The organism is Pseudomonas antarctica, assembly GCF_900624995.1.
Taxonomy (GTDB): domain Bacteria; phylum Pseudomonadota; class Gammaproteobacteria; order Pseudomonadales; family Pseudomonadaceae; genus Aquipseudomonas; species Aquipseudomonas antarctica.
Genome location: NZ_UYXQ01000100.1, coordinates 1 through 15,076, shown reverse-complemented (window position 1 = coordinate 15,076; position 15,076 = coordinate 1). Strand labels below are relative to the sequence as shown.

Here is a 15,076-nt window from a genome sequence, read left to right as displayed (position 1 = left end):
TCTCTCTGGTGGCGGTGCTTGGCGCGTTTGGCTGTGCGCTGGTCACCGGCGTCGTATTCGGCTTTATGCCGGCCCGTAAAGCTGCCCGGCTCGATCCGGTTAAGGCGTTGACCAGTGAATAAACGATACTCCCTGCTGGGCGCGTGCCTGCTACTCAACGCGTGTACCGGCAACCCGCCGACCGTCGACAGCGGCATCACGCCGCCAGCCGCCTGGCAATACGCTGAGCGCGAGGCCGCCCAAGCGGTCAACCAGCGTTGGTGGACGCACTTCGCCAGCCCGCAACTTAACCGCCTGATCGATCAGGCACGGCGCGACAGTTACGACGTTGCCGCCGCCATGGCGCGAGTGCGCCAGGCCCAGGCCAGCGCGGTGATCGCCGGTGCGCCGTTGTTGCCGGAGGTGAATTTCAACCTCACCGCCAGCCGCGAAAAGCTGCTGCGTGGCAGCGGCAACTCGACCCTGGACGCCAGCGAAAGCAACAAAACGGTCGATAGCTTCGGCGCCAACCTGACTGCCAGCTATGAAGTGGACTTCTGGGGCGGCCGCGCCGCCGCCCGCGACAGCGCCCTGCAAAGCCTGCGGGCCAGTGAGTTCGACCAGGCCACCGTGGAGCTGACCCTGCTCAGCAACGTCGCCGACCGCTACGCGCAAACCCTCGCCGCACGCCAACGCGAACAGATCGCCGAACTGAACCTGGCAAATGCGCGCAATGTGCTCGACCTGGTGCAAACCCGCTACGACGCCGGCGCCGCTACCGCCCTGGCGCTGGCCCAGCAGAAAAGCCTGGTGGCCAGCCAGCAACGGCAACTGCCGCTGATCCAGCAAGTGGCCGAAGAATCGCAGATTACTCTCGCCGCCCTGCTCGGCCAGCCTGTGCAAAGCCTGAACCTGGGCGCCGAGCCGTTCCAGGCGCTGACCTGGCCGGCGATTGGCCTGGGCGTGCCCAGCCAACTGCTGAGCCGCCGCCCCGACCTGGCCCAAGCCGAAGCCCAGTTGGCCGCGGCAAGTGCCGACGTCACGGTGGCGCGGGCGGCGATGCTGCCCACGGTGACCTTGGGCGCGACGCTGGGCTCGGGCGCCAACCAGGCTGAAGACATTTTGCGCAGCCCGTTCTACAACCTGACCTCGGGCCTGGTTGCCCCGATTTTTAACAATGGCCGTTTAAGCGCCGAACGCGACAAAGCACGCGCCCGCCAGGAGGAGCTGCTGCAAACCTATCGCGGCGCAATCATCAATGGCTTTGCCGACGTGGAGAAATCCCTCAGCGGCATCATCCGCCTGGACGAACAGCGCGACTGGCAAAGCGAAGAATTGCAACAGGCCCAGACCGCCTTCCAGATCGCCGAAAACCGCTACCGGGCAGGCGCTGAAGATTTGCTGACGGTGCTGGAAACCCAACGCACGCTGTACGCAGCCCAGGACTTGAACGTGCAACTGCGGCTGTCACGCCTGCAAGCCAGTATTGCCTTGTACAAAGCATTGGGTGGCGGCTGGAATGCCGATTCCCGATGAAAAATCTCTAAACTCCTACACAAACCGTTTAATAAACCTACATTCTTCCGCCCCTGGTACTTGGTAAAAAGCCGTCCTCAAACGTCTGCCTGGTACCTCATGATGAAACCCAGCATTCTTGTAAAAGGCCTGGCGTGCCTCGGCCTCTGGCTGATAGCAGGCCGGGCGCTTGCCGAGCCCCTGATCGCGCCGACCGCGATTGACTGGTTGCTGGATTGCCCCTTCCCCACTGTTCACCAAAAAGACCCTGAGGTGCTGGAGCGCACTCAATGCGCCAGTGTGAGCGTGCCCCGCGACTACGCCGCGCCCAAGCGTGGGAACGTGCGCCTGAGCCTGACCCGTGTCGGCGCCAGGCACCCACTCAGCCGTGAGGGCGTGGTGTTCATCCAGCCCGGCGAACCACAAAAGGGCCAAGACGCGACCTTCGGCGTCCACCTGGTCAGCCGCTGGGAGTCGTATGCCACCCCGGCCTATCGGACGCTGGTGAACCGTTATGATGTCATCGAGCTGAGCCCGCGCGACCTGAGTCATGAAAGCAGCGTCGAACACGCTGCGCGAGATATGGAATTCGTACGTGCACAGCTGGGTGAGACACAGCTCAATTACCTCGGCAACGCTGATGCCACCCGCGTCGGCAGCCGGTATGCGGCGCTGTTTCCCGAACACGTCGCACGCATGGTGTTGGTCAACGCCGGCCACGCTGAATCGGTTGCTTACGGTGTCGAACAATTGTTGCTCAAACAGCCCACTCGGGCTGACGCCACCGGATGCGTGAACCGCTGGGTGGCTGATTTTCTGGTGTTTGGCAAACAGCCCCCCGCCTCTACCCGCTGCCTCGACCTTGGCACCTGGGAATAACCCGCGCGTTTACGACCTCTTCGCGCCGAAAACGACACCCGGCGTTGACGCTCTCAGCCAATCGTTATTAAGTGCTATTAATCCGCATTAATAGGATCAATAGACCAACATGCTCAGCCGACCGTTGCGACGCAAACGCCAGAAGCTCTCCGATGTGATTGTCGAGTCGGTCAAGCGCTCCATCGTCACCGATGCGCTCAAACCCGGCGACCGCCTGCCCACCGAGCGTGAATTGATGGAAAGCTTCCAGTGCTCCAAGGGCTCAGCCCGCGAAGCGCTAAAGGCTCTGGAAGTGGAAGGCCTGGTGAGCACGCGCACCGGCCCCAGTGGCGGCGCTTACTTGAACCAGGCTGGCACCGAGCCGGCCAGCCGTGCTTTGCGTAACTACCTGCATTTCCAGCATCTGGATGGCGAGCAGGTGTACCAACTGCGCAAAGTCATCGAAGTGGAACTGGCGGTGTCGGTACTCGGGCGCTTGAGCGAAGACGACTATCAGGCCCTGCAAGACAACGTGGACTTTTGCAGCGCGCCGGAAGACAGCGAGGCTGGCCAGCGTGAACAGCGCCTGGCAGAGCTGGAGTTCCATAACCTGCTGGCCCAGGCCTGCCCCAACCCGCTGCTGAGTTTCATGGCGCAGTTCCTCAACGACCTGCTGCGCGACCTGGTGGTGCTGAAAAAAGCCTACAAGCCCAAACGCAAGCAGTTCGACGCGGCCAACCTCGACTACCACAAGCAGTTGTTGAGCGCCTTTCGCGCGGGTGATGAACGCGCGGTGCGCAGCTTGATGCATGAACACATGTGCGATGCCGAACACCATATGACCGCTCTTGAAGGCGAAGTCAGCCCGCACTTTCTATTGGAGTTCGACCATCGCCACTAAGAACACCACAACCCCCTGTGGGAGGGGGCTTGCTCACGATAGCCGTGGATTAGTCGCCCGATGCAGTGACTGACATTCAGTAATCGGGAGCAAGCCGCCTACCACATTTGGACTGCACGCCAATCAATACACCGCTTCACCTCAATAAAAAGGCCTGCCCACAGGCCCTTGCTCCACCGTATCGCCATTGCCGCTCCTGCCAATAACTAAACCAGGGAGTCACCCCATGCAGCGTCGTACGTTGTTGAAAGCCAGTCTCACCGCCGCCGCCGCGCTCAGCCTCCCGCTGAGCGTGCGCTCTGCAATCGCCGCCGAGCCCTTTACCTTTTACGGCCTCAAGTCCATGTCTGGCGCCTTTGCCAGTTATGGCAAGTTTGCCGACATGGGTTCGCGCCTGGCGGTAGCACAACACCCCGAGATTCTCGGGCGCCCGCTGAACTACAAGGTGATCGACACCGAAGGCAACGCCGGCAAAGCGGTGCGCAAGGTACAGGAGGCCATCCAGCAGGACGGCGCGCGGTTCTTCCAGGGCTGCACGCTGTCATCCTCCGCGCTGGCCGTCGCTAAGGAAGTCGACAAGGTCGGCGGCGTGTTCATGACCCCCGTGGGCGCCGATGAAGTCACCGGCAAGGACTGCAACAACGCAACCTTCCGCTGGTCAGTGCCCACCTACGGCGCGATCCGCCAAACCATGGTGCCGCTGATCAAGCTGCTGCCGGACGCCAAACGCTGGTACACCATCACCCCGCAATACGTGTTCGGCGAGGCCTTGCTTGAGGGCGCGAAAAACGTGCTCAAGGAAAACGGCCTGGAGCACGTCGGCAACAGCTATCACTCATTGCAGGAACAGGAATTCTCCGGTTACCTGACCAACGCCATCGCCGCGAAACCCGACGTGCTGGTGCTGCTCAACTTCGGCAGCCAGTCGTCAAACACCCTGCGTCAGGCGGTGAACTTCGGCATCAAGGAGCGCATGAAAGTGCTGCTGGTGTGGTCCGCCGGCCTCGACCAATTCCAAGAGCTGGGCAGCGATGTGCTCGAAGGTGTGTACCTCGGCGCGCAGTACTGGCACCAGGTCGACAGCCCGCTCAACCGCGAGTTGGTCAAACTGACCCAGGCCAAATACGGCATCAACCCCACCTACCCGCTGGCCGCTGACTACATCAGCACCAAGGTCATGCTCGACAGCATCATCGCCACCGGCGGCTTCGACGGCCCGACCGTGGCCAAGGCCATGCAAGGCATGAGCTACGAAGGCCCGACCGGCAAGGAGTCGATCCGTGCCGGCGACCACCAGGTGATCAAGGACTACTACCTGATGAACGGCAAAGCCAGCGGTGACATGGCCGACAAGGACGACCTGGCCAAGGTGCTCAGCGCCGGCCAGTCGTTCCCACCGCTCGAGGCGACGGGCTGCACGCTCGCCTGAACCGCCGACACATTACCGGTTGCATATGACAGCGCCGCCCCGGCGGCCGCCTGTCCGAGGGCTTGTGCATGCTTAGTCTTTACCTGTTCCAGATACTCAACGGCCTTGGGTTGGGGATGATCTACTTCCTTATCGCGGTCGGGCTGACGATCATTTTCGGCTTGCTCAACTTCGTCAACTTTGCCCACGGCGCGTTCTTCCTGCTGGGTGCCTACATCTGCTACACCGCCGTCAGCCTTACCGGCAACTTCTGGCTGGCGCTGCTGATCGCGCCGCTGGTGGTGGCCGCGCTGGCATGGGTGATCGAGCGATTACTGATCCAGCGAATTTATCACTTGCCGCACATGTTCCAGATTCTAGTAACCCTGGGGATCGCGCTGATCATCCAGGAAGCCAGCGTGATGATCTGGGGCCCGGTGGGCAAAAGCGTCGCCGTGCCGGAACTGCTGCGCGGGGTGCTGGTGGTCGGCGATTTCGTTTATCCCTACTACCGCCTGTTCCTCATCGTGTTTTCCGGGCTGGTGGGCCTGGGCCTGTGGCTGCTGCTGGAACGCACGCGCTTTGGCGCCCTGGTGCGGGCCGGCAGTGAAAGCACTGAAACCGTGTCGCTGCTGGGCACCAATATCTTCCGTCTGTTCTCCATGACCTTCGCCCTCGGCGTGGCCCTGGCCGGTGTCGCCGGCGTGTTGTTTGCGCCCTTGCGCGGTGCCCAGCCCTTCGTCGGCCCGGAGATTCTCGGCGTAGCCTTCGTGGTGGTGGTGATCGGCGGCATGGGTTCGTTCAGCGGTGCGCTGGTCGGCGGTTTACTGGTGGGCGTGGTGCAAAGCCTGATGACCACACTCTGGCCCCAAGGCGCGAGCCTGATGATCTACGGCGCAATGGCCGTGGTGATTCTGGTACGCCCTTACGGCCTGTTTGGGAGAGCCTGACATGAGCGAGAAAAACCCCCTGCCGTTTGCTAAAACCCAGTCCAAAGCCATGTTGCTGTGGGTGTTGGCGGTGCTGATTGGCCTGCCGTTGATCTTGCCCTCGGCGACCTTGGCTACCGAGATCCTGATCTTCGCCATGGCTGCCCTGGCCTGCAACCTGCTGCTGGGCTACACAGGCCTGTTGTCATTCGGCCAAGGCATCTTCTTCGGTGCCGGTGCCTATTGCGCAGCGCTGCTGATGATGCACCTGCAACTGGGCCTGTTCACCGCTCTGCTCGGCGCCGCCGTGGCCGGTGGGTTCCTGGCGTTGCTGGTGGGTGCCCTGGCGATTCGGCGCACCGGCATTTACTTCGTGATGCTGACCCTGGCGTTCAGCCAGATGGCCTACTTCGTCGCCTACACCTTGAGCGACTGGACCGGCGGCGACAACGGCCTGCTCAGCGTGCCGCGCCCGGAAATCCGCATCGGTGACACCGTGCTGCTGTCGTTGGCCGACGCCCGTGCGTTCTACGGCTTTGTCGCGGTGCTGTTCCTGCTGATCTTCATCGGCGCGCGCCGGGTGATCGCCTCGCCGTTCGGCAGCACCTTGATGGCGATCCGCGAAAACGAAACCCGCGCCTCGGCCATCGGCTACGACACGCGCCACTTCAAGATCCTGGTGTTCGTGCTGTCCGGCGCGGTCACCGGCATCGCCGGGGCGCTGTACGCCATGTTGCTGCACTTCGTGCCGCTGTCGAACATCGACCTGGCGATGTCCGAAAACATCCTAATCATGACCATCGTCGGCGGTACCGGTTCGCTGTTCGGCTCTTTGCTGGGCGCAGGTTCCATCGTGCTGCTGGGGGATTTGCTCTCCGACCTGTGGCCGCGCTGGCTGATGCTGCTCGGGATCATCCTCATTCTGGTGGTGATCTTCATGCGCGGCGGTTTGTGGGGCGGCTTGTCGTCGCTGTTCGAGCGCGTACGCGGCAGTCGCAAAACCGCCGTCGTCGCCAAGGAGAAAGGGCTATGAGCATTCTATTGGAAACCAAAGACCTGGCGCTGGCCTACGGCGCGTTCCATGCGGTGAATGGCGTCAACCTCAAGGTCGAAGCGGGCACCATTCACACCATCATCGGCCCCAACGGCGCCGGCAAGACCAGCCTGTTCCACTGCCTGACCGGCGAGCGCCAAGCCACCGCCGGGGCGATTCATTTCGATGGCCAGAACCTGATGCGCAAACCGGCTCACGCCCGCGTCGGCCTGGGCATGGCGCGCTCGTTCCAGCTCACCAGCCTGTTCCAGAACCTCAGCGTGCGCGAGAACCTGCGCCTGGCCGCCCAAGGCCGCGACGGTGCGCGCGCCCTGAATTTCTGGCGCCGGGTCGACAGCAAACGCGAACACCTGGAGATGGCCGACCAGATACTGGAACGCCTGCAGCTCACCGCCCGCGCCGACACCCTGGCCGGCGAGTTGTCCCACGGCCAGCAGCGCGTGCTGGAGGTGGGCATGTCGATCTGCTCCAAGCCCAAACTGTTGATGCTCGACGAGCCCACCTCGGGCATGGGGATCGATGACATCCCGATCATGACCCAACTGATCAGCGACCTCGGCCGCGACCACACGGTGCTGTTGATCGAGCACAACATGAGCATTGTCATGTCCATCAGCCAACGCATCACGGTCATGAGCCACGGGCAGATCCTGGTGGAAGGCACGCCGCAATTCGTGCGCGCCGATGAACGCGTGCGCACTGCATACCTTGGGGAGGCCGCCTGATGCTGATCGTCGAGAACATCCACTCCTACTACGACAAGAGCCATGTGCTGGAAGGCGTGTCGCTGACCGTCAACCCCGGTGAGCTGGTGACGTTGCTGGGGCGTAATGGCGCCGGCAAGACCACCACGCTGCGCAGCATCCTGGGGATTATCTGCCCGCGCCAAGGCCAGATTCACTTCAACGGCCAGGCGCTGGTGGGGCAGAAAATCTTTGAAATTGCGCGCCAGGGTTTGGCGCTGGTGCCGGAAAACCGCGGGATCTTCCGCCTGCTCACCGTCGAAGAAAACCTGCGCATCGCCGTGCGCAAGACCAGCCGCTGGCAGCTGGAAGACGTGTACGGCATGTTCCCACGCCTCAAGGAGCGACGCAAAAACGCCGGCCACGCCCTCTCCGGCGGCGAGCAACAGATGCTCGCCATCGCCCGCGCGCTGCTCAACGCCCCCAAGCTGCTGATTCTCGATGAGCCCACCGAAGGCCTGGCGCCGGTGATCGTCGACGAGCTGGTGAAGATCCTGCGCAAGGTCAAGGACGATGGCCTGCCGGTGCTGTTGGTGGAACAGAACCTGATGGTCTGCGACAAGCTCGCCGACCGTCATTACGTGCTCGAACAGGGCCGCGTGGTGTACGAGGGCAGCGCCGCCGCCTTCCGCGCCGACCCGACGATCAAAAATCGCTACTTGGCGCTGAGCGCCTGACCGGAGACTGCCCATGAATAGTTTTGCGCAACCGCTCCAGAGCAACGCCCCGCTGATTAACCGCGACCGCCTGTGGCAATCGTTGATGGACCTGGCCCGACTCGGCGCCACCGTCAAAGGCGGCGTGTGCCGCCTGGCGCTCACCGACCTCGACCGCCAGGCCCGCGACCTGTTCGTGCAATGGTGCGAGGCGGCCGGGTGCAGCGTGAGTGTCGACGCCATCGGCAATATTTTCGCCCGTCGCGCAGGGCGTAATCCCGCCCTGCCCCCGGTGATGACCGGCAGCCATATCGACACCCAACCCACCGGCGGCAAGTTTGACGGCTGCTACGGGGTGATGGCCGGGCTGGAAGTGATCCGCACCTTGAATGACCTCGGCATTGAGACCCAAGCGCCGATCGAAGTGGTGGTGTGGACCAACGAAGAAGGCTCGCGCTTTGCGCCGTGCATGATGGGCTCCGGGGTCTTTGCCGGTCAGTTCGACCTGCAGGAGACCCTCGACAAACTCGACGAGCAAGGCCTGTCGGTGGGTGCCGAACTGCAGCGCATCGGCTATGCCGGTTCGCGTGCGGTGCTCGGCCACCCGGTGGGCGCGTATTTCGAGGCGCATATCGAGCAAGGCCCGGTGTTGGAAGACCAGGCCACCACCATCGGCGTGGTCATGGGTTGCCTGGGCCAGAAGTGGTTTGACCTGACCCTCACCGGCGTCGACGCCCACGCTGGCCCCACGCCGATGCACCTGCGCAAGGACGCGCTGGTCGGCGCCGCCGAGGTGGTCAGCGCAGTCAACCGCATCGCCCACCAGCAACAGCCCCACGCCTGTGGCACGGTCGGTTGCCTGAGCCTGCACCCCGGTTCCCGCAACGTGATTCCCGGCCAGGTGCACATGACCCTCGACCTGCGTCACCTGCATGCCGACAAGTTGCAGGCCATGGTCGATGAAGTGCGCGGCGTGATCGAAGCCACCGCTGCCCGGCATGGGTTGACGTTTGAACTGACGCCCACCGCCGACTTCCCGCCGCTGGACTTCAACCCAGACTGCGTCAACGCCGTGCGCGATGGCGCAGCAGCTTTGGGCTTGAGCCATATGGACATCGTCAGCGGCGCCGGGCATGACGCGATTTTCGTCGCCGAACTCGGCCCGGCCGGGATGATTTTTGTGCCGTGCGAAGGCGGCATCAGCCACAACGAAATCGAAAACGCCGCGCCGGATGACCTGGCGGCAGGCTGCGCGGTATTACTGCGCGCCATGGTCAACGCGGCTCAGGGGGAGCGGGCATGAGTGAGATGGGGCAACTGACAGCGGTGCAACTGCTGCAGCATTTTCGTGACAAGAGCCTGTCGCCGGTGGAGGTCACCGAAGACGCTTTGCTGCGTATCGAGCGCTACAACCCGGTGGTGTACGCCTACTGCCATGTCGATCCGGAAGGCGCATTGAACGCTGCGCGCGCCTCGGAGCAACGCTGGCTTAAGGGCCAACCCTGCGGCGCGCTGGACGGGGTACCTGCATCCATCAAAGACCTGACGCTGACGCTCGGCATGCCCACCCGCAAGGGCTCGCGCACATCATCCGCCGACGGGCCGTGGAACGTGGACGCGCCCTTCTCGGCCCTGATGCGCAAGGCCGGCGCGGTACTGCTGGGCAAAACCACCACGCCGGAATTCGGCTGGAAAGGCGTCACCGACAACCCGCTGTACGGCATCACCCGCAACCCATGGGACACGCGCACTACGGCAGGCGGCTCATCCGGTGGCGCGGGGGCGGCGGCGGCGTTGAACCTGGGCGTGTTGCACCAGGGCAGCGATGCCGGCGGCTCGATTCGGATTCCGTGTGCGTTTACCGGCACTTTCGGCATCAAGCCGACCTTCGGCTACGTGCCGCAATGGCCGGCCAGTTCCATGACCATTTTGTCGCACCTGGGGCCGATGACCCGTACGGTGGAAGACACCGTGCTGATGCTGCAAACCGTGGCGCAGCCGGACGCGCGCGATGGCCTGATCGGCGCGCCACGCACCACGCCATGGCTCACGCCGGGTGCGGATTTGAAAGGCTTGCGTGTGGCCTACAGCCCGACCTTCGGTTATGTGGATGTCGATCCGAAGGTGGCCAAAGTCGTCGCCCAAGCGGTTGACGGTTTGGTGCAACTGGGCGCACATGTCGAGCAGATCGACCCGGGGTTCAGTGACCCTCTGCAGGTGTTCAGTACCTTATGGGCCGCCGGCGCCGCACGCCTGACCAGCACGATGAGCGAGGCGCAAAAACAGCTGCTGGACCCGGGCCTGCTGCGCATTGCACAACGCGGCGAGCACCTGAGCCTGGGCGACTTTGACGACGCCCTCGAGGCCCGTGCCGCACTGGTCGCGCGGATGGCCGCGTTCCACGAGCATTACGATGTGCTGGTTTCGCCGATGATGCCGATCACCGCGTTCGAGGCTGGGCACAACGTGCCGTCGGGTTCGGGTATGACTGAGTGGATGCAATGGACGCCGTTTACCTATCCCTTCAACCTCACCCAGCAACCGGCGGCGTCGGTGCCGTGCGGTTTGGCGGCGAATGGCTTGCCGGTGGGCCTGCATGTGGTGGGCGCGCGGTTTGCCGATGAACAGGTGCTGCGTGTTTGCCAGGTGTATGCAAAGGCGTTCCCCACCGAACACCTTGCTGCACCGCGTGTGCTCTGAACTGCGGCTTTCGACCGCGGGTTGCGCTGTGCATCTGTGGTTGGATCTGGCTTATAATTCGCGCTTCATTTTTTGTTGCGCGGATTGTTTCAGATGCTATTCACAAGGATCGCTCTGGCGAGTGCAGTGCTCGCCATCCTGCCGGCCATGGCGCACGCCACAGCGCTGGACCTGACCTACGAAGCGCCTGCCGCCGAGGCTGCGCCACAGGCTGCACCGGCGACGGCCAAATCGTTGTTCCCGGTTACGACCCAGCCGCCGGTGACATTCGAGTATCACTGCAAAGGCCCACGCTGCACGTATGAACATGACCTGGAGCAGCGTCATGAAGACCAGACGACGCAAAGCTGGTCCATCGGTTTTCAGTGACGGTCAGGTAATTTTTAGCTGAATTTTTGGGTAGATTGAGTACATATCCGTTGCTGCGGTGACGGCTGATTTTGGTTCCGCCCTTACGGCGGGTCACTTTTGAAAGAGCCCAAAAGTAACCAAAAGGCTCTTGCCCCACCACTCTGCACCTCGCTTAGGCTCGGTGTGCCCTCACGCAGGCTTTGGGCCAGCGTGGTTTAACGGGGCGCCTAAGATCAAGATCAAGATCAAAAGCACGGCGGCCTAGTAGCCGACCTGAGTGGTTAGATCAAGAGCAGAGCCGAGGCGGCCTGACAGCCGACCTGATCTCTGAAACTGAACTCAATCAAATGTGGGAGCTGGCTTGTCGGACCGCCGAACCGCTGCGATGGCATCAACTCGGTGTACCTGATGGACCGAGGTGTCTGCATCGCAGGTAAGCCAGCTCCCACAGAAAAGCAGAGCACTGCGGTGCTGGCAGTCGAACTCGGTCAAAATTGTGGGAGCGGGCTTGCTCGCGAAGGCGGTGGGTCAGTTACACATGAGCTGGCTGACCCACCGCCTTCGCGAGCAAGCCCGCTCCCACATTGGGATTTCATTACATCAGGTAACTGTGGTGGTGCTCTGCTTCTGCTCTGTTTTTGCCCTGCTTTTGCTTCAACCACTCAGGTCGGCTACTAGGCCGCCGTGCTCTTGCTTTTGATCTTGATCTGAGGCGCCCCGTTAAACCACGATGGCCGAACGCAGGCTTGAATCCGTGGGTAACCCGGCAGGACGCCGGGTTAGCCGCGATGGGCCGAGGATGGCCCAGCGCGGCGGCCCACGGATTCAAGCCTTCGTTCTGGCATGCCGAGCCTAGGCGAGGCACCGAGTGGTGGGGCAAGAGCCCTTTTGGTTACTTTTGGCTGGGCCGGCATTCCGGGCTCTTTTCCAAAAGTGACCCGCCGTAAGGGCGGAACCAATAGCAGCCGTTACCGCAGCAACGGATATGTACTCAATCCGCCTAAAGAAGCACCACCACAGGCAACCCACCTCCCACAGTTTTGAACACACTCCACTACAATGCCCCCCATTCATCCCCGGGGGCTTCATGGACATCGAACTGGCACGCACCTTCCTCGAAATCACCCGCTGCGGCAGCTTGGCCGCAGCGGCCGAGAAACTGCACGTCACCCAGACCGCCATCACCGCACGCGTGAAAAACCTCGAAAGCCAACTGGGCAGCACGCTGTTCATCCGCAACCGCGCCGGTGCACGCCTGACCGCCGACGGCGAGGCCTTTGTGGTCTACGCCAACCAACTGCTGCAAACCTGGGAAGCCGCAAAACGTGACCTGCCGCTGCCCGACGGTTACCGCAATGTGCTGCATATCGGCGGTGAGGTCAGCCTGTGCAACCCGCTGATGCTCGGCTGGGCCCAAGCCCTGCGTGAACATATCCCGGGGTACGCCTTGCGGACCGAAATGCGCGAAGGCGACTACCTGCTGCGCCAACTGGAACTGGGCGTGCTCGACGCCGCCCTAGTGTTCCAACCCCAATACTGGCCAGGGTTGCAGGTGGAGCAGGTGCTGGAAGAAAAACTGATCCTGGTGCAGTTGGTGAGCAAACCCGACCCGTACGTCTACATCGACTGGGGTCCAGGTTTTCGCCAGCAGCATGACGCCGCTCTGCCCGACAAGGCCCGCGCCGCGCTGAGTTTCAACCTCGGGCCGCTGGCGTTGCAGTACATCCTGGAGAATGGCGGCGCCGGTTATTTCCGCACGCGCGTGGTGCAGAGCTACCTGGACAGTGGCGTGATGCAGCGCGTACCGAAGGCGCCGGAGTTCAGTTTCCCGACTTACCTGGTGTACTCACGGGCGCGGGATTCGGCGGTGTTGCAACAGGCACTGGCGTTGCTGCGCGACGTGGTCAAGGCCGAAAGTGACTGGTCGCAACGCTGGGACCCGCTGATTTGAATCACCCTACGCCTGCGCCCATGCTAGCCTGCGGGTGTTTCCTTTTGCAGCCTTAGCGATGAACAAGAAAAAGTCCGTCACCATCAGCGACATCGCCAAACGGGTCGGCATGACCACCATCACGGTGTCCCGTGCGCTGAGCAAACCCGACCTGGTTAAACCCGCCACGTTGGCGCGCATTCTCGAAGTGGCGCGCGAGTTGGACTATGTGCCCAACGCCTTCGCCCGTGGGCTCAAGCGCAGTGAAAGCCTGATCATCGGCGTGATCACGGCGTCGGTGGACAACCCGTTCTACAGCGAAATGATCAAGGCGATTTCCCGCGAGGCCAAACAGCACGGCTACACCATCATGCTGGTGGACACCGACGAGCTGGAAGAACTGGAGAGCAAAGCCGTCGACACCCTGCTGGGCTACCGCGTGGCGGGGATCATCTTGTCGCCGGTCTCCGATGAGCCGAGCTACCAGCCTGATTACCTGGAGCGCCTGGGCAACGGCAAAACCCCGGTGGTGCTGCTCGACCGTACGATTCATGACAGCCCGTTCAGCCGCGTGGTGCTCGACAACTACCACAGCGGCATCCAGGCCGCGCACTACCTGCTGCGCCAGACACCCGACCTCAAGCGCCTGCTGGTGCTGACCGGGCCCGCGCATTCGCGTATCACTGTGGAGCGCCTCAAGGGCCTGCGCGAAGTGCTCGCCGACCATCCGCATATTCAGGTTGAAGTGCAGGCTGGCGACTACACGCTGATGCCGTCGTACCTGCACACCCTCGACTACCTGGCCGAACACACGGCGCCGGACGCGATCATGGGCTTCAACCAGTTGATCACCCTCGGCGCGTTGCGCGCCTTGCGCATGCACAACATCCCCCACGACAGCCTGACCATCTGCGGCATTGACCGCCTGCCCTTCGCCGATATCTTCGGTGTGCCCATCGCCTGCGTGGCCCACGACGCCTCCTTGGCCGGCAGCAGCGCGGTACGCCTGCTGCTTGATCGCCTGGAAGATCCGTACAAACCACGGGACAAGGTGGTGATCACAGGCGTTTTGGAAAACGGCTAGCGGCTGGTGTAGCCGCCATCGATCGGCAGGCTTACGCCGCTGATCATGCTCGCGGCGTCGCTGAGCAGGAACAGCACCGGCAGTGCGACTTCCACGGTTTCAGCGAAACGCCCCAACGGAATGGCTGCCAGCGCTGGGTCGCGCTTGGCCGGGTCGGACCAGGCCCTGGTCGCCATGGGTGTGAGCGTGACGGTGGGGTTAACGCTGTTGACGCGTATACCGAAACGGCCCCATTCGGCGCATTGCACGCGGGTGATCGCGTCCAGTGCGGCTTTGGAGGCGCAGTAGGCGAGGTGATCGTCCAGCGCGACCAATGAGGCTTGGCTGGAGACATTGACGATGCTGCCGGCGACTTTCGCTTCGATCATCTTGGCCGCCACCCGACTGGCGACCTGGGCGGCGGCGCGGGCGTTGACCTGCATCACCGGGTCGAAAGCATCAGCGCTGATCGCCGCGGCGGGTTCCAAGCGCGAGATGCCGGCGCAGTTGACCAGGCCGTGCAGTGGCGGCAGGTCATGCAGGGCTTTGTCGAGCGCGGCGCTGTCGGCGATGTCCACACAGACCGTGTTGCAGCCCAGTTTGGCCAAGGCCTCGGCGTCACGGCCGAGGGCAAAGACCTCGGCGCCGCTGGCGATCAGTTGCAGGGCGATTTGGTGGCCGATGCCACTGCTCGCGCCGGTGACGAGGATGCGCTGGTGGGTGAAGTTGAAGGCTGCGTTCATGGTCACTGTTCCATAGGCAATGAAGATCCCCTGTGGGAGCTGGCTTGCCTGCTCCCACATTTTTGGACCGCGTTGTTTCAGTTGTTTTGCAGGCTGTGCATGATGGGTTTGAGGGCTGGATACAGCGTTAGATACGCCGCAAACGCCTGGTCATAGACCGCGACATTCTCGCGCTTGGGCTGCGCGCGCAGTTCCAACTGCACCCAGCCCCGCTCCACCTCCCCGTCCCTCCCCAACCCCACCTAT

General features: G+C 62.7%; 16 protein-coding genes. 14 read left to right on the top strand and 2 right to left on the bottom strand.

Annotated elements, in window-relative coordinates:
* The 14 genes from E0F99_RS30620 to E0F99_RS24550 all read left to right on the top strand — a co-directional run.
* Positions 1-122: hypothetical protein (locus tag E0F99_RS30620; RefSeq protein WP_242626926.1), on the top strand; the 122-nt coding region annotated here is incomplete at its 5' end.
* Entirely contained in the window at positions 115-1,515 is a 1,401-nt protein-coding gene (locus E0F99_RS24620) for an efflux transporter outer membrane subunit (protein WP_083357842.1), read from the top strand. The genes E0F99_RS30620 and E0F99_RS24620, both read left to right, overlap by 8 nt.
* Before the next feature lie 102 nt (positions 1,516-1,617).
* Positions 1,618-2,373, top strand: a complete 756-nt coding sequence (locus tag E0F99_RS24615; RefSeq protein ID WP_083357841.1) for an alpha/beta fold hydrolase — start codon at positions 1,618-1,620, stop codon at positions 2,371-2,373.
* A 109-nt stretch (positions 2,374-2,482) separates the two neighbouring features.
* The gene (locus tag E0F99_RS24610) at positions 2,483-3,253 is read left to right on the top strand and encodes a FadR/GntR family transcriptional regulator (RefSeq protein WP_083357840.1); all 771 of its coding nucleotides are present in this window, start codon (positions 2,483-2,485) and stop codon (positions 3,251-3,253) included.
* Between the two features lie 226 nt (positions 3,254-3,479).
* Positions 3,480-4,682 carry an ABC transporter substrate-binding protein gene (locus tag E0F99_RS24605; RefSeq protein WP_130908974.1) on the top strand — a complete coding sequence of 401 codons (1,203 nt, stop codon included), beginning with the start codon at positions 3,480-3,482 and terminating at the stop codon, positions 4,680-4,682.
* 68 nt (positions 4,683-4,750) lie between these two features.
* Positions 4,751-5,611 carry a branched-chain amino acid ABC transporter permease gene (locus tag E0F99_RS24600; RefSeq protein WP_083357838.1) on the top strand — a complete coding sequence of 287 codons (861 nt, stop codon included), beginning with the start codon at positions 4,751-4,753 and terminating at the stop codon, positions 5,609-5,611.
* Position 5,612: 1 nt separating this feature from the next.
* Positions 5,613-6,623: a branched-chain amino acid ABC transporter permease gene (locus E0F99_RS24595; RefSeq protein WP_083357837.1), complete on the top strand. Its 1,011-nt coding sequence runs from the start codon at positions 5,613-5,615 to the stop codon at positions 6,621-6,623.
* Complete coding sequence (locus E0F99_RS24590) at positions 6,620-7,369, top strand: ABC transporter ATP-binding protein (protein ID WP_083357836.1); 750 nt, start codon at positions 6,620-6,622, stop codon at positions 7,367-7,369. Before E0F99_RS24595 ends, E0F99_RS24590 begins: the two co-directional genes overlap by 4 nt.
* Complete coding sequence (locus E0F99_RS24585; protein WP_083357835.1) at positions 7,369-8,064, top strand: ABC transporter ATP-binding protein; 696 nt, start codon at positions 7,369-7,371, stop codon at positions 8,062-8,064. Before E0F99_RS24590 ends, E0F99_RS24585 begins: the two co-directional genes overlap by 1 nt.
* Before the next feature lie 13 nt (positions 8,065-8,077).
* Complete coding sequence (locus E0F99_RS24580) at positions 8,078-9,346, top strand: Zn-dependent hydrolase (protein ID WP_130908973.1); 1,269 nt, start codon at positions 8,078-8,080, stop codon at positions 9,344-9,346.
* Positions 9,343-10,743, top strand: a complete 1,401-nt coding sequence (locus E0F99_RS24575; RefSeq protein WP_083357833.1) for an amidase — start codon at positions 9,343-9,345, stop codon at positions 10,741-10,743. The genes E0F99_RS24580 and E0F99_RS24575 overlap by 4 nt, the downstream gene beginning before the upstream one ends.
* A gap of 93 nt (positions 10,744-10,836) precedes the next feature.
* On the top strand, positions 10,837-11,112 hold the full coding sequence (locus E0F99_RS24570) for a hypothetical protein (protein ID WP_173667113.1): 276 nt from the start codon (positions 10,837-10,839) through the stop codon (positions 11,110-11,112).
* A 1,069-nt stretch (positions 11,113-12,181) separates the two neighbouring features.
* On the top strand, positions 12,182-13,045 hold the full coding sequence (locus E0F99_RS24555; RefSeq protein WP_083357832.1) for a LysR family transcriptional regulator: 864 nt from the start codon (positions 12,182-12,184) through the stop codon (positions 13,043-13,045).
* Positions 13,046-13,103: 58 nt separating this feature from the next.
* A complete protein-coding gene (locus E0F99_RS24550) occupies positions 13,104-14,108 on the top strand; it encodes a LacI family DNA-binding transcriptional regulator (RefSeq protein ID WP_083357831.1) in 1,005 nt (334 codons plus the stop codon).
* On the opposite strand, the gene E0F99_RS24545 is transcribed toward E0F99_RS24550, so the two are convergent.
* Together E0F99_RS24545 and E0F99_RS30120 are read right to left on the bottom strand one after the other, a co-directional pair.
* Entirely contained in the window at positions 14,105-14,830 is a 726-nt protein-coding gene (locus tag E0F99_RS24545; RefSeq protein WP_083357830.1) for an SDR family oxidoreductase, read from the bottom strand. The two genes, E0F99_RS24550 and E0F99_RS24545, sit on opposite strands and share 4 nt — an antisense overlap.
* 77 nt (positions 14,831-14,907) lie before the next feature.
* The gene (locus E0F99_RS30120; protein WP_165447636.1) at positions 14,908-15,048 is read right to left on the bottom strand and encodes a hypothetical protein; all 141 of its coding nucleotides are present in this window, start codon (positions 15,046-15,048) and stop codon (positions 14,908-14,910) included.
* Positions 15,049-15,076 lie beyond the last annotated feature (28 nt).

What these genes read in the sequence shown, in the direction of transcription:
- E0F99_RS24615 (WP_083357841.1), top strand. Translation starts at nt 1,618, where the DNA reads ATGAAACCCAGCATTCTTGTAAAAGGCCTGGCGTGCCTCGGCCTCTGG.
- E0F99_RS24610 (WP_083357840.1), top strand. Translation starts at nt 2,483, where the DNA reads ATGCTCAGCCGACCGTTGCGACGCAAACGCCAGAAGCTCTCCGATGTG.
- E0F99_RS24605 (WP_130908974.1), top strand. Translation starts at nt 3,480, where the DNA reads ATGCAGCGTCGTACGTTGTTGAAAGCCAGTCTCACCGCCGCCGCCGCG.
- E0F99_RS24600 (WP_083357838.1), top strand. Translation starts at nt 4,751, where the DNA reads ATGCTTAGTCTTTACCTGTTCCAGATACTCAACGGCCTTGGGTTGGGG.
- E0F99_RS24595 (WP_083357837.1), top strand. Translation starts at nt 5,613, where the DNA reads ATGAGCGAGAAAAACCCCCTGCCGTTTGCTAAAACCCAGTCCAAAGCC.
- E0F99_RS24590 (WP_083357836.1), top strand. Translation starts at nt 6,620, where the DNA reads ATGAGCATTCTATTGGAAACCAAAGACCTGGCGCTGGCCTACGGCGCG.
- E0F99_RS24585 (WP_083357835.1), top strand. Translation starts at nt 7,369, where the DNA reads ATGCTGATCGTCGAGAACATCCACTCCTACTACGACAAGAGCCATGTG.
- E0F99_RS24580 (WP_130908973.1), top strand. Translation starts at nt 8,078, where the DNA reads ATGAATAGTTTTGCGCAACCGCTCCAGAGCAACGCCCCGCTGATTAAC.
- E0F99_RS24575 (WP_083357833.1), top strand. Translation starts at nt 9,343, where the DNA reads ATGAGTGAGATGGGGCAACTGACAGCGGTGCAACTGCTGCAGCATTTT.
- E0F99_RS24570 (WP_173667113.1), top strand. Translation starts at nt 10,837, where the DNA reads ATGCTATTCACAAGGATCGCTCTGGCGAGTGCAGTGCTCGCCATCCTG.
- E0F99_RS24555 (WP_083357832.1), top strand. Translation starts at nt 12,182, where the DNA reads ATGGACATCGAACTGGCACGCACCTTCCTCGAAATCACCCGCTGCGGC.
- E0F99_RS24550 (WP_083357831.1), top strand. Translation starts at nt 13,104, where the DNA reads ATGAACAAGAAAAAGTCCGTCACCATCAGCGACATCGCCAAACGGGTC.
- E0F99_RS24545 (WP_083357830.1), bottom strand. Translation starts at nt 14,830, where the DNA reads ATGAACGCAGCCTTCAACTTCACCCACCAGCGCATCCTCGTCACCGGC.